10 protein-coding genes are annotated in these 12589 nt (G+C 70.4%); 5 read left to right on the forward strand and 5 right to left on the reverse strand.

From position 1 onward, the window contains the following. Nucleotides 1–47: 47 nt before the first annotated feature. The 4 genes from ACWIF2_RS37880 to ACWIF2_RS37895 all read right to left on the reverse strand — a co-directional run bounded on the left by ACWIF2_RS37880 (nucleotide 48) and on the right by ACWIF2_RS37895 (nucleotide 7369). Nucleotides 48–680 carry a hypothetical protein gene (locus tag ACWIF2_RS37880; RefSeq protein ID WP_454365865.1) on the reverse strand — a complete coding sequence of 211 codons (633 nt, stop codon included), beginning with the start codon at nucleotides 678–680 and terminating at the stop codon, nucleotides 48–50. A gap of 6 nt (nucleotides 681–686) precedes the next feature. Then, nucleotides 687–5039 (reverse strand): RICIN domain-containing protein, encoded by a 4353-nt coding sequence (locus ACWIF2_RS37885; protein ID WP_454365867.1) that lies wholly within the window; start codon nucleotides 5037–5039, stop codon nucleotides 687–689. A gap of 649 nt (nucleotides 5040–5688) precedes the next feature. Next, nucleotides 5689–6597 (reverse strand): squalene/phytoene synthase family protein, encoded by a 909-nt coding sequence (locus tag ACWIF2_RS37890; RefSeq protein WP_454365869.1) that lies wholly within the window; start codon nucleotides 6595–6597, stop codon nucleotides 5689–5691. Nucleotides 6598–7153: 556 nt separating this feature from the next. Next, nucleotides 7154–7369, reverse strand: coding sequence for a hypothetical protein (locus tag ACWIF2_RS37895; protein WP_454365871.1), 216 nt, complete (start codon nucleotides 7367–7369; stop codon nucleotides 7154–7156). A 134-nt stretch (nucleotides 7370–7503) separates the two neighbouring features. Between ACWIF2_RS37895 and dhaK the strand changes: the two genes are divergently transcribed. The 3 genes from dhaK to ACWIF2_RS37910 all read left to right on the forward strand — a co-directional run bounded on the left by dhaK (nucleotide 7504) and on the right by ACWIF2_RS37910 (nucleotide 9562). Next, nucleotides 7504–8496 carry a dihydroxyacetone kinase subunit DhaK gene (dhaK, locus tag ACWIF2_RS37900; protein ID WP_454365873.1) on the forward strand — a complete coding sequence of 331 codons (993 nt, stop codon included), beginning with the start codon at nucleotides 7504–7506 and terminating at the stop codon, nucleotides 8494–8496. A gap of 63 nt (nucleotides 8497–8559) precedes the next feature. After that, nucleotides 8560–9159: a dihydroxyacetone kinase subunit DhaL gene (dhaL, locus tag ACWIF2_RS37905; RefSeq protein WP_454365875.1), complete on the forward strand. Its 600-nt coding sequence runs from the start codon at nucleotides 8560–8562 to the stop codon at nucleotides 9157–9159. Further along, complete coding sequence (locus tag ACWIF2_RS37910; protein WP_382488318.1) at nucleotides 9152–9562, forward strand: PTS-dependent dihydroxyacetone kinase phosphotransferase subunit DhaM; 411 nt, start codon at nucleotides 9152–9154, stop codon at nucleotides 9560–9562. Before dhaL ends, ACWIF2_RS37910 begins: the two co-directional genes overlap by 8 nt. A gap of 72 nt (nucleotides 9563–9634) precedes the next feature. On the opposite strand, the gene ACWIF2_RS37915 is transcribed toward ACWIF2_RS37910, so the two are convergent. Next, nucleotides 9635–10330, reverse strand: a complete 696-nt coding sequence (locus ACWIF2_RS37915) for a glycoside hydrolase family 75 protein (protein ID WP_454365877.1) — start codon at nucleotides 10328–10330, stop codon at nucleotides 9635–9637. A 412-nt stretch (nucleotides 10331–10742) separates the two neighbouring features. On the opposite strand from ACWIF2_RS37915, the gene ACWIF2_RS37920 reads away from it, so the two are divergent. Together ACWIF2_RS37920 and ACWIF2_RS37925 are read left to right on the forward strand one after the other, a co-directional pair. Continuing rightward, nucleotides 10743–11741, forward strand: coding sequence for a fibronectin type III domain-containing protein (locus ACWIF2_RS37920; RefSeq protein WP_454365879.1), 999 nt, complete (start codon nucleotides 10743–10745; stop codon nucleotides 11739–11741). Between the two features lie 249 nt (nucleotides 11742–11990). Then, the gene (locus tag ACWIF2_RS37925) at nucleotides 11991–12542 is read left to right on the forward strand and encodes a hypothetical protein (protein WP_454365881.1); all 552 of its coding nucleotides are present in this window, start codon (nucleotides 11991–11993) and stop codon (nucleotides 12540–12542) included. Nucleotides 12543–12589: the final 47 nt, after the last annotated feature.

The raw sequence follows: 12589 nt of genomic DNA on the forward strand, positions 1-12589 counted from the left end.
CCCTTGGTAGCAGGGCGCGGGCCGAGCGATGCGAGCCGGGTGGCGGCCTACGTGTCGACGAGGTACTTGATCTCGCTCACGACGTACTCCCCGTAGTGGAACGCGTTCCCCAGTGCCTCCAGCCTCGCGTACTGCTCCTCGGACAGATACAGGTACTCCGGGGACAACGAGGCACTCTTCTTGGGCAGAGCTCGCAGGAGCAGCCTGAAGGCGAGATCGGGAGTGCAGCTGCGGGCGCACTCGGCCAGTGCATCCGTCACCTCCGTGTCCAGGACGCTTCTGAACTCGTGCACTTCCGCGAGGACGTCACCGGCCAGCTCCACACCCCCGTACCGGTCGGCGTCGGAGAGAACCGGGGTGTCCGCGCGGCGGGACAGCCACGCATCGCACACCCCGATCACCTGCCGCATCCACTCGTCGCCTTCCCCGACATGGCGCGGGAAGAAGGACTCCGTCGCTTCCGCGCCCCCCTTCCACAACGCCTTGATCTGGGCGGAGGTGAGATTGTCGAGGAGGAGCAGGGCGTCGCGCCGCACCGACAGCACGGCTGCCGGCTCGAGTTCCTCCACGAACTCGTTGGTCACCGCTTCTGCCGGTGTCGAGGCGTCGAGCTTCCAGTCCTGGTGGAAGAATTCCATGATCCACGGGACGCCGAACATGAACTCCGTGTGTCGCTCCATCACATGTCACCCTGGGTACCCGGTGAAGACATAGAAGCCACTCTTATGACCTGAGGCTCGTTTCAGGATGAGGGTGTACCGGTTTCCGGCTTGGGTGACCGTCCTTCCGTCCGGATGGGCGACCCAGCCGAGAGAGTTTCTCGCTCCGAACGTACCGGTCAACTTCTTCTGCTGTTGCGAGCCACGAAGCCACGTCGCGATCTCCCCTGCCTTGTTGACGACCGCGTAGTCCACGACCGCCTGTGCCGTCTGCAGGTCGATGAACACACTGACTTTCTCACCGTCGGCGTGGGCCATCGCGAGCGCTTCGGTCTGGTTCTGGTCCACATGCTTCTCAAGGATGTGGGCCTGGCCGGGGAACTCGCCTTCGTCGGCGATGAGGTCGTTGCAGTTGTGAACCAGGACCGGCGTGTCGTCCGCCACGGCGTAGAACGTGTGCAGGCCGGACACGGTCAGGTCGTACACAGTCCGGGGCGTCGCTTCGTCCCGGTCGCGCAGTGCGGTGACCGTGCGAAGGGTGCCGTCCGGCGTGCGCAGGCGGTCGCCGGTGCGCAGGTCGGAGGCGAGAGTCCAGCCGCGGCCGACGACGAAGACCTGGTGACCCGGTGTACTGGTGAGGCTTCCCCCGTCCGCCAGGGTGATGTCCAGCAGGTCCTCGGTGGTGTGGGAGAACGTGCGGGTGACCGCCTCTCCCCGGGTGGTTCCGGTGCCCGGGTCGGTGGCCAGGAGCCGGTCGCCGAACCGCACCTCCCGGATCGACTTGCGGCTGCCGTCGGCGAGGACCACTTCGGTTCCGCCGGGGAAGCTGTTGGTCCTGCAGGCCGTCCGCGCCTCCCCGGAGAACACGCCGCCGATTCCTGTCCCCGCCCCCGCCTGCACCTGCTTGTTCGCGTCCTCGCGGCCGGCCTGGTCGGCCGCCTGCTGGGCCGAGTCCGCGTACTTCTTGGCGTCCTTGGCCGCTTCCTCGGCCTCGGTCGCGGCGGCGTCGGCGCGTTCGGCTGCGGTGCGGGCCTCCTTGGCGGCCTGCTCGGCCTCCGAGGCAGCGGCACGGGCCGCCGCGGCGTCGAGGGCGGCCTGGTCGGCGGCGTCGCGGGCGTCCTTGGCGTAGCCCTCGGCGCGGCCGGCTGCCTTGTCGGCGGCGGCCGCGTCCTCGGTGGCCTGGCGCTGGTATTCGATCGAGCGGGCCAGTGACTGGCTGGCCTTGGACGCGGCCAGGGCGGCGTCGGCGGCGTAGCCGAGGGCTTCCTTGGCGTAGCCGCGTGCGTCGGCCGCGTGCCCTGCAGCGTTGGCCGCGTGCTGGTAGGCGGCCTTGGCGTCACCCTTCGCCTGCTCGGCGAGGGCCTTGGCGGCTGCTGCTTCCTCCAGGGCGTTCTTGGAGTGGGCGTCGGCGACGGCCTTCTGCTGCTCGGCGATCGACTTCGACGCCTGCCCGGTCAGGACGACCAGGCCGGCGGCCGAGTCGGTGGTGACGTAGGGCGAGCCGAGCTGGATCGCGTCGTTGGCCGGCTTGGCGACCTGCGCGGCCGCCTTGCCCGCGTCCACCGCGGCCTGGGCGGTGACGTGGGCGAAGCCTGCTGCCTTGACCGAGGCCACCACGGCCTTGGCGGCCTCCTTGTTCGCCTCGTCCGCCTGGGACTTGGCGGTCTTGGCGTGCTGTTCCGCCTCATCGGCCAGCTCGACGGCCGTCTTCGCCTCGGCGGCGGCGTGCGCGGCGGCCTTGATGGCATCGGCCACAGCGGCGGTCGCGGTCTTCACCGCGGCATCCGCCCGCAGCTTCGCCGCCTGAGCACCGTCCGCGTGGGCGCGGGCGCGCTTTGCGGCCGCCTCGGCACGAGTGGCGGCAGCGTCGGCGTCCGCTGCGGCCTGGGTGGCGGCGTCCGCCTCGGAACGCGCCCTGCCCGCTGCGGCTTCGGCATCGTCGGCGTGTCCGTCCGCCGCGTCGGCGGCCGCCCTGGACTCCTGCGCGTTGCTGTCGGACTCGTGGGCCTGGGCGTACGCGTCCTTGGCCGCGGCCTTGGCTCGGGCGGCGTTGGCCTTGTGCTCGGCGTCCCAGGCATCGTCCCGCTTGGCCTTGGCGTTGTCGCGGGCCTGGACGGCGGCGTTCTTCTTCTCGACCGCGGTGCTTTCGGCGGCCTCGGCCTTCTCCTTGGCCTCCTTCGCGTTCGACGCTTCCGCCTGGGCGTTCTCCTTGTGGCGGGCTGCCTCGGCCTGCTTGGCCTCGGCGGTCTCCTTCTCCGTCTTCGCGGTCTTCTCTTCGGCTTCCGCGGCCAGCCGCTTGGCGTGCGCGTCAGCCGCAGCCGCCTTCGCGTCACCCTCCGCCTTCAAGGCGACGGCGAGCTTGGCCTCAGCGGTCTCCTTGTCCTTCTTGGCGTTGTCGCGGTGCACCTTCGCCGCATCCGCTGCGGCCTTGGCCTGCCACTCGGCCGCCTCCGCGGCCTTCTTACGGAACTCCGCCTTCGCCTGCGCGGCCTGGGCCAGCGCACGCTGAGTGATCGTCTCACTGTCCGCGGCCGCGGCACGGGTGGCCGCCTCAGCGGTCTCGCCGGCCTTCACCATGGCCGTCAGCGCAGCCGCCGCACCCTTGGTGACCTGCGCCTTCTGCTGACCCACCAGCAGACCACGACCCCGCGGAGCACCCGCGTTGTCGGCGATCGTGTAGGCGGCCTTCTCGGCGGTGTCGGAAGTGGTGACGGCCTTCTGCGCTGCCGCCAGCTGGGCCTTCAGCGCGGCGAGCTGCTTCTTCGCCGCCGCCTGAGCGGCCGTGACACCGGCCTTGGCCTTGTCGAACTGTGCCTTCGGCGGAACCGTCCCGGTGTGCCCGGACGGCTTGATGCTGTACTTCTGCGAGGTGCCGCCGGAGCACGTCCACAGCCGCGCGTCAGTGCTGTTCGTGAAGTTGGCCAGGTCCAGGCACTTGTCCGTGGCGGTGTTCTTCAGGGCCGTGGCGGCGCGCAGGTTGTACTCCCACGTCTGCGCCGGTGAACTGTTGCACGTCCAGATCTGGATCTTCGTGCCGTTCGCCTCGTTGGTCCCCGACACATCCAGGCACTTCAGGGAGTTGACGTTCCGCAGGTGCAGGCCCTTGTCGTCTCCGTAGACCTCCCACTGCTGCTGCGCCTTGCCGTTGCAGGTGTAGATCTGTACCGGCGAGCCGTTGGTCTTCGCACCACCCGGGATGTCGAGGCACTTGCCCGACGCGCCCGGCACCTCGATCACCGCAGGAGCGTCACCGACGTATCCGACGCCGCCCGCTGACCAGTAGTCCTGCCAGCGCGTGAGGTGGTCGGCCGTCCAGGAGTGTCCCAGCATGTCGCCCAGCGCCTTCGCGCCCGCAGCCAGCGCCGTGGTGGCGTCCTTGTTCGCGGCCAGGATCTGGTTGCGCTGCGCGGCCTGCGAGGAGACCTCCTGCTGCCACTCGGTGGCGGCGGTGGAGGAGATGTCGCCCAGCACCTTGCTCGGGTCGATCGGGTCACGCCACGCGCACGCCGAGAACCGGCTCTTCAGGTCCTCGACCGCGATGCGGTACTCCGCCGTGCCCGGCTGCGGGGCCGTACGGGGGAAGCCACCGGAGGCGAGGAAGAGACGGGCGTTGTCCGCACCGGTGGGCTCCAGGTCCCACTCGGACAGGTGCTTGAAGGCGTCCCGCTCGGCGAGCGCACGATTCCACTCGTCACTGGGCAGACCCGGATCCGGGTCCTTGCCGTACAGCGGGGCACCGAGGTCCTTTACCGCCTTGACCGTCGCCGCATCAGCCCTCGGGGTGGAGTCCTGGTAGAAGTCGCCCTCGTCCTTCCAGAACCGCTCCGCGGTCCACTTCGTCAGGCCGGTCTGGCCATAGAAGTCGTCCTTGCCGTCATTGGCTGTTCCCGGGGGCCAGTGGAAGCCGGTCTCGGTGAAGCCGGCCGGAGTGGTCAGCCCGGTAAGGGGCTTACCCCACCCGTCCCGCAGCGCGTTGAGGGCGTTCAGCTCCTTGCTCGCCGCGTCCTTGTCCTTCTGGTACGCTGCGGAGAGCGGGGTGTTCTCCCAGTTGTCCCGGTTGGCCAGCTCACGCAGCTTCGCCGGAGTCTGGTTGAGGCCGTCCTGCGCCGTCGTGGCCATCGACGGCCCACCCAGGCGCAGCACATCGGCCATCAGGCACTGGTCCTGCCGCAACTGCTCGGCAGCCGTGTCCTCGCTCCAGTCGTACGAGTCGTTCGCCGCCGCGGCCTTCGCCGCGGTCAACTGGAGCACGTCCGGCTGGACAGCCAGACCGCTCAGCACGGAGGCGGCCACGACGGACGTGACGACGGGAGTGAGGAAACCGGATTTTCTTGATCTGGTACTGGTTCTGGAGCTGAAGAACCCTGGTCTCGGGCGCAACAGAGCATCCCTTTCATCGCAAAGGAAGGCAGGCGGGGGCGACCGTCCGAAGAGGCGGAAGCGAGTGGTGAGATCAGGCCGTCGTCTCGGTACGGAGACCGGAGCAACGGGCGGAGCAGGCTGAAACAGCATGCGTGAAGTGCCGGAATCGCGGCATGACGACCAACCTCTCCCCGTGGCGACACCGTTCCCCCGGCCGCCGGTTGACACACGCGAGGGCGGAGTGGTCAGCAGCCGCCCGTCGCGACGATCACCATACGCGCACATGAACGGGACAGGACAAGTCACATCTTGGTGTCGGAGTTGGCTGGCGCAAACGTGCCAGTCGAGGCTCACGGATCTCGACGTGGGCAACTTCCGTGCTCAAGCTTGGGATTATCTGTGTAGCAGGCGTGAAGGCCTGTCAAGGTGACGTGATTACCTGCGCCAAAAATGACCGGAAGTTGCCCATAGCTGACCAGGTCACGGATTCGCCTGGACAGCGAACCAGCTGACCTTCCCGATGCGCCCGGGACGAGGTTCCGTACCCCCAGTCGTACGCCAGGGCTGCCACCAGGGCCAGCAGGAGTACGGCCGGTTGAGTTTCTGAAGCGCGAGCCGGCCTGGCTTCGTTCGCGGCGGTGTCGCGCCCACCAATGCCTTCAACGGTTCAGCCCTGCCTGCGAGCCCTTCGACGAGCGGCCAGCATCACTCGAAGCGAGCCCGCCAGCGGCGGTGATACGGACCCGCGCAACAGCCGGGCGCCATGCGCGAGCGCCGCGTCCGCAGTGAGCAGCTCGATCTCGGCGACGGCCTCCAACAAGACGCCGTTGCGGTTCGCGGTCAGTGCGGGCAGTTCCTTGGCCGCCAACAGCGAGGTGCGCGCCGCTTCGATCTGGCACTCCAACAACTCCCGTACGCCCGGCGATTGGCGCCCCTCCGCGAGGTCCCTCTCCGTCACCGAGAAGCGTGCCAGCGTTTCCGTCGGGATGCCCAGCCGCCCTTCCGCCAAGTCCTCGGCGAGATCGTTGACGAAGTCCAGCCGCTGACTGCCGTCGATGAACATCCGGCACCCGGCCCGGAAGTCCCCGTCTTCGCGCTCCGGCCCCAGCAAGGACGCGACCAGCATGAACGCAGGCAGCGAGTAGGCGTCCACATACGTCTGGTAGTCGGCCTCGGTGGCGAAGCCGGCGAACTCCAACTCGGCAGTGGCGGTGGCCAAGTACCCCTCCGCCACCTCCCGGAGCCGCGGGTACGCCGCCGTGGTGTGCAGCAGCGTACGGATCAGTGGATCGTCGCTCACCCCGCTGTCCAGCGACTTGCGCACCTCCTGCTCCCACGACCCCCACGCCGCGACTCGCTGTGGCTTCGGCCCGGTGTCCAGCAGGTTGTCCCCGTGATGCATCACTGCCGTCGCCGCCACCACATGGGGCAGCACCGCTTTCGGCAACAGCAGACGGGCCGCAAGGTATGAGGCACGTCTGAAACGCGCGACTGACTCCCGCTGGGCGCTGTAGTCCCGCCGGAGCTCCGCCTCCCGTATCCCCGCAGCATCCAAGCTCTGATTCCACGCGCTCATGCGCCGATCGTAGGCAGGGCGAACCTGCCGGTCAGCCGGCAGCGGCGTCCGAACGCCTCCCGGATCTCTTCGTCAGAGCGGGACAGACAACTCCTAACGACGATCAACGAATGGCCTGCATCACCAGCACTCGCTCCCGTCTCACGTGGTTCACCACCGCTCTGTGCGGTGCATCTGCCGCGGCAGCGACGTCTTGAGGTCCGGAAGCATCACGTGAGGTACGACGTTCTGCAGGGGAGCGATCCGCCAGCTGGCCGACTACGGAGGTACGCCCAAGTCTGCTCACCCTCGCCCCTTCCGTCCCGCTCCTTGACACCGCACCCCCCGCCTTTGCCCAGGGCGCGCGAACTCCTCCCGGGTTCCGCAAGCTCGACTCCTGCTGGGTTGAACACGCCGCCGCCTCTTCGAACTGGGATTCCGCCCACAGCACGGTCTGGGTGCCCTGGTGCTTGACCATTCCCAGCGGTCTTGAGGATCTTGTGGTGCATCCCGGTGCGGACGGTGGCCAGCAGGGCGGCCCGGATGTCAGGCGCCACGTCTCCCGCTGCAGCGCCGGTCACGGCTCGTAGTACGGCACCTGGCCCCGGCTGCGCAGCCGCAGCTTACCGATGCCGCCCTTCGCCGTGGACTTGATCGCGTTCAGCAGCAACGCCACGCGCACCAGCAGCATGACGTTCGCTTCCGCAAGGTCGATACTGCCGACGAGAGGATCACCAGCCCGCTCGCACACGACGGCCACCCGGACCTGGCGACCCGTCATCAAGGTCAGCATCGGGTCAGCGTCAGTACCGCCACAACGCGGTACGGAGGGCCGCGGGTCGCCAAGATCGACAACTGGTCAAACGCGATCTGGCCTGCGAAGCTGGAGTTCAAGGGCTCATCTACTAGTTTGTCTAGGAGGTTCCCGTGAAGATGCTGATCAACGTCCCGGAGACCGTGGTCGCGGACGCGCTGCGCGGCCTGGCGGCTGCCCACCCGGAGCTGACCGTGGACGTGGAGAACCGGGTGATCGTACGACGGGACGCTCCCGTGGCCGGAAAAGTGGGGCTGGTCTCCGGCGGAGGCTCGGGGCACGAGCCGTTGCACGGTGGTTTCGTGGGTCCCGGCATGCTGTCGGCGGCCTGTCCGGGCGAGGTGTTCACCTCCCCGGTGCCCGACCAGATGCTGCGCGCGGCCGCCGCCGTGGACAGCGGGGCCGGGGTGCTGTTCATCGTGAAGAACTACACCGGCGACGTGCTCAACTTCGACATGGCCGCCGAGCTGGCCGAGGACGAGGGCATCCAGGTCGCGAAGGTGCTGGTCAACGATGACGTGGCGGTGACCGACAGTCTCTACACGGCCGGTCGGCGTGGCACCGGCGCGACCCTGTTCGTGGAGAAGATCGCCGGTGCCGCCGCCGACGAGGGCATGCCGCTGGAGCGGGTGGAGGCCATCGCCCGGCAGGTCAACGAGAACTCCCGCAGCTTCGGTATCGCGCTGAGCGCCTGCAGCACGCCGGCCAAGGGCAGCCCCACCTTCGATCTGCCGACCGGTGAGCTGGAGTTGGGCATCGGCATCCACGGCGAGCCCGGCCGGGAGCGGCGGGCGATGATGACCTCCGGCGAGATCGCCGAGGCCGCCGTCGAGGCCGTGGTGGAGGACCTCCAGCCACGCAATCCCGTGCTGGTCCTGGTCAACGGCATGGGCGCCACTCCGCTGCTGGAGCTGTACGGCTTCAACGCCGAGGTGCACCGGGTGCTCGCCCAGCGCGGCGTCCCCGTGGCCCGTGTCCTCGTGGGCAACTACGTCACCTCCCTCGACATGGCGGGCGCCTCGCTCACCCTCTGCCAGGTCGACGAGGAGATGCTGCGGCTGTGGGACGCGCCGGTGAAGACGGCGGGTCTGCGCTGGGGCGTGTGACGGGCAGGGGGTAAAGGAACACCCCATAAAGGATCACCCCGTACTACCAGGCAAGGAGATCCAGTGCTCGACGCCGATTTCTTCCGCCGTTGGATGACGGCGACCGCCGCGTCCGTCGACCGTGAGGCGGAACGGCTCACCGCCCTCGACTCCCCGATCGGGGACGCCGACCACGGCAGCAACCTCCAGCGCGGGTTCACGGCCGTGGCGGCCGCCCTGGAGAAGGAGGCCCCCGGCACGCCCGGCGGGGTGCTGACGCTGGCCGGACGCCAGCTCATCTCGACGGTCGGCGGTGCCTCGGGGCCGCTCTACGGCACGCTGCTGCGCCGTACCGGCAAGGCGCTCGGGGATGCCGCCGAGGTCAGTGCGGAGCAGCTGGCCGAGGCGCTGCGGACCGGGGTGGACGCGGTCATGACGCTCGGTGGTGCCGCCCCGGGCGACAAGACCATGATCGACGCGCTGGTGCCCGCGGTGGACGCGCTCGGTGACTCGTTCGCGGCGGCGCGGGCCGCCGCGGAGGAGGGCGCGGTGGCGACGACGCCCCTGCAGGCGCGCAAGGGCCGGGCGAGCTATCTGGGTGAGCGCAGCATCGGGCACCAGGACCCCGGTGCCACGTCGTCGGCGCTCCTCGTCGCCGCGCTCGCGGAGGCCGCCGATGAGTGACGAGCGGCTGGTGGGAATCGTGCTGGTGTCGCACAGCGCGGAGGTGGCCGCGTCGGTCGCCGCGCTGGCGAAGGGGCTCGCGGGCGGCGGCCCGGCGGTGCCCGTGGCTCCGGCGGGCGGCACCGAGGGCGGCGGGCTCGGCACCAGCGCCGAACTGATCGCCGCGGCGGCCGCGTCCGTCGATCGCGGTGCGGGCGTCGCCGTCCTCACCGACCTGGGCAGCGCGGTGCTCACCGTGAAGGCGCTGCTCGCGGAGGGCGACGAACTCCCGGAGCGGACGCGGCTGGTGGACGCCCCGTTCGTGGAGGGTGCCGTGGCCGCTGTCGTCACGGCCGGCACCGGGGCGGATCTGGCGGCGGTGGAGTCGGCCGCCGCGGAGGCGTACACGTACCGGAAGGTGTGAGACCGGACCCGGGCACGCCGGACGACGGCGTGCCCGGCCACGGCGAACGACGGCTGACGCGCCGTCAATCATTCAGCTCCCGTCGACGAATCGCCTCGCCACCCGCTCTCCCGTCGTCACGGCCGCCGCGTGGTCCTCGATGGGCGACACCCGGGTGTCCTTGAAGACGATGTAGGTGACGCCCGAGGCCGCGCCGCCCCGGAGCGGGTGGGGGCGGATACCGAGGGCCTCGGCCGTCGCGTAGGACGCTTCTCCGATGACGCCCTGTGGGCCGGTGTCGCCGACGACCGCGTACTGCACCCGGTCGCGGTAGACGACGGCCACGACCGAACCGCCGCCCACTCCGTGGTCCCGGTAGTCCCAGATGCGGCTCGGGGCGGGCACGACGATGAAGGGGAGATGTTCGGCGCTCAAGGGGCGGCCGTCGGACTGGGAGTAGGCCGTGCTGGCGGCGAAGTACGGGTCCGTGCGGCGGTTGCAGCGGGGTCCGGGGCGGCCGTCGCAGTCGATGTCCATGTCCGCCTTCCAGAAGACGGCGTCGCGGGTACCGCAGACCGGGATCTTCGCGGAGGCGCCGTAGTCCTTGCGGTACCGGCCACGGGAGACGGGAGCGCAGTCCCGCGCCCTGGCCAGCAGGTCGGCGGCGGTGACGGGGTCCCCGCGCCACACCACCGGCTGGGTGCGCGGCTGGGCCGGCATGGCGAGCGGTGTCGTCGGGACGAGCAGGGCGGCGCTGGCCGCGGCCAGTGTGAGCGACTGGACACGCACGATGGGTGGGCCTCTCCTGAGGGAACCTGACGGGCACTCAGCCGCATCTGTTCCCCCGGGCTGTTGATCCGGTCACCCTCGGAGGGCCGTACGGCGCACTCCCCCAACCACCGACAGGGGCCGGGGACCTGAGTCCGTGTGGGACTCGGGCCGCCCGGCCACCCGCGCCGGCACGGGATCTGCGACGACAGCGGTCCGCGCGACAGGCCCGAACTCCCTGGTGTCCGCCAGGTGTTCGGCCGTGAGGAACTTCAGCGTACATAACCCTCCCGAGTGGTCACGAACGGCGGGGGTGACGCGCGGCCGCCTCGGCCCGCCTTGTCACCCTCCACCCCGCCCTCTTGATGTGGTCGCGTCAGTCGCGTCATATTGGTCCGGACCATTCCCGAGTGCCGAACCGGGAGGCAGTGTCGTGCGACGCGTTCTCGTCCCGTTCTCCGCTCCCGTCCTTCTCCTCCGGCGGGTCGCGCTCTGCGGGGTCCTCACGCTGGTCGCCGCCTGCGGCTGGGCCGGAGCGGAGGAAGAGGACGTCGGCGGTGTGCCCGGGGCGCCGACGGGCGTCACCGCTGAGGCGGGCAGCGCGACGAGCGTGCACGTCATGTGGAACATGACCGCGCGGGCCGATGTCTACGAGGTGTATCGGGGCACCACGAAGGTCGAGGAAGTGCCGGGTTCGAAGCACATGGTGGACGTCACCAGCCTCCGGCCGTCCACGCCGTACGTCTTCACCGTACGGGCGCGGGACGCCGACGGGCGGCTCGGGCCGCCCAGCCGTCAGGTCCGGGCGCGGACACCCGCGGCCGTGGCGGACGACCACTCGGCGCCCACCCGCCCCTCGGCGCCCGACGGACGGGCGGCCGGAAGCCGGGCGGTCCAGCTGTCCTGGTCCGCCTCGACGGACGACCGGGACGTGGTGTCGTACGACATCCACCAGGGAGCAGCGAAGATCCACAGCGTCAGCGGAGGCCAGACGGCCGCCGTGGTCACGGGGCTGCGGCCCGGCACGTCCTACGCGTTCACGGTCCGGGCCAGGGACGCGGCCGGCAACGTCTCCCCCGCCAGTGCCACCGTCCGTCTCACCACCCCGGGCACGGACGACGGCCGCGCCACGGCCCCCACCGGCTTCCGGGCGACGAGCCACCGCGAGGACGGGGCGTACCACGTCGACCTGAGCTGGGTGCCGCCCCGTCTGGACGGCGAGATCACCGAGTACCAGATCCAGCTGGACGGCCGCCCGGCCACGTCCCTCGTGTACGGCGGGAGCGCCCCGCGCGACCGGGCGACGCACAGCTTCTACGTGGGGCAGGCCGCCGGTGTCACGCACCGAGTCCGCATCCGGGCGATGCTGCCGGACGGCACCTGGGGCGGTTTCTCGGCGGAGCGGACGGTGACGACGGGCGCGCGGCGGTGACGCGGAGACCAGGGCGGTCGGGCCGAGAGTGCGGCGGCGACGCGCACACCACGGCGGCGATGCCGGGCCTACGGCGATGTCGTACCCGCGTGGGCCGGGCGCGCGGACGAATGTCACCTGCCCGGCCGAACCCGGCGTGCGGCCCGGGCCCCGGGAGCTTTGGCTGACCCCTGAGGCAGCACGGGCGTTTCCCGACCCTCGGCGGCGCTAGGGATGTACCGCCAACCGTGCCGCCGGAGGGCAGTCCACATGCGCAACTCATCGCCAGTTCTCCGCTCCGGCCTGACCGTGGCAGCCGCCGCTCTGCCCCTCGCCCTGGCCGCGACGCCCGCTGCGGCGGGGCCGGGCATCTCCGTGAGCACCACGGGTAACACGGTGTCGGTCACGACCAGCGCGTGCACCCAGATCAACGGAAGCTGGGGCACGGCCTCACTGCTCACCAGCAGCCAGGGCAGCTTCGCCCAGGGGCGCCAGGTGACCCTGTCGGGGACCGACACCAGTCAGTCCGCCGCCTGGTCGAGCGTCAGCGCGGGGACGTACACCGTCATCGTCATCTGCTCGGACGGCACGACCGCGGGCACCCAGTCCGTCGTCGTCTCCCCGACCCCCTCCCCCACGACCACGAGGTCCCCGTCCCCGTCCCCGTCGGCGTCGCCGTCCCGCGGCGTCATGGGCGGTTCCGGCGGAAGCGCCACGGACTACGGGACCGTCACGCTGGTGGCCGGCGGCACGCTGGTCGGGGCCGGCCTCTTCGGGACGGCCTGGTACCTGCGCCGGCGCAACAAGCCGTACCGGTTCTGACCCGGTACGGACGGCGGCCCGCCCTCCCGAAGCGCTCCGGTCGGGCG

Source organism: Streptomyces sp. NPDC055506 (assembly GCF_053643595.1).

Coding starts and splice junctions, on each gene's coding strand:
- ACWIF2_RS37880 (WP_454365865.1), bottom strand. CDS start 680: ATGGAGCGACACACGGAGTTCATGTTCGGCGTCCCGTGGATCATGGAA.
- ACWIF2_RS37890 (WP_454365869.1), bottom strand. CDS start 6,597: ATGAGCGCGTGGAATCAGAGCTTGGATGCTGCGGGGATACGGGAGGCG.
- ACWIF2_RS37895 (WP_454365871.1), bottom strand. CDS start 7,369: ATGCTGACCTTGATGACGGGTCGCCAGGTCCGGGTGGCCGTCGTGTGC.
- ACWIF2_RS37910 (WP_382488318.1), top strand. CDS start 9,152: ATGAGTGACGAGCGGCTGGTGGGAATCGTGCTGGTGTCGCACAGCGCG.
- ACWIF2_RS37925 (WP_454365881.1), top strand. CDS start 11,991: ATGCGCAACTCATCGCCAGTTCTCCGCTCCGGCCTGACCGTGGCAGCC.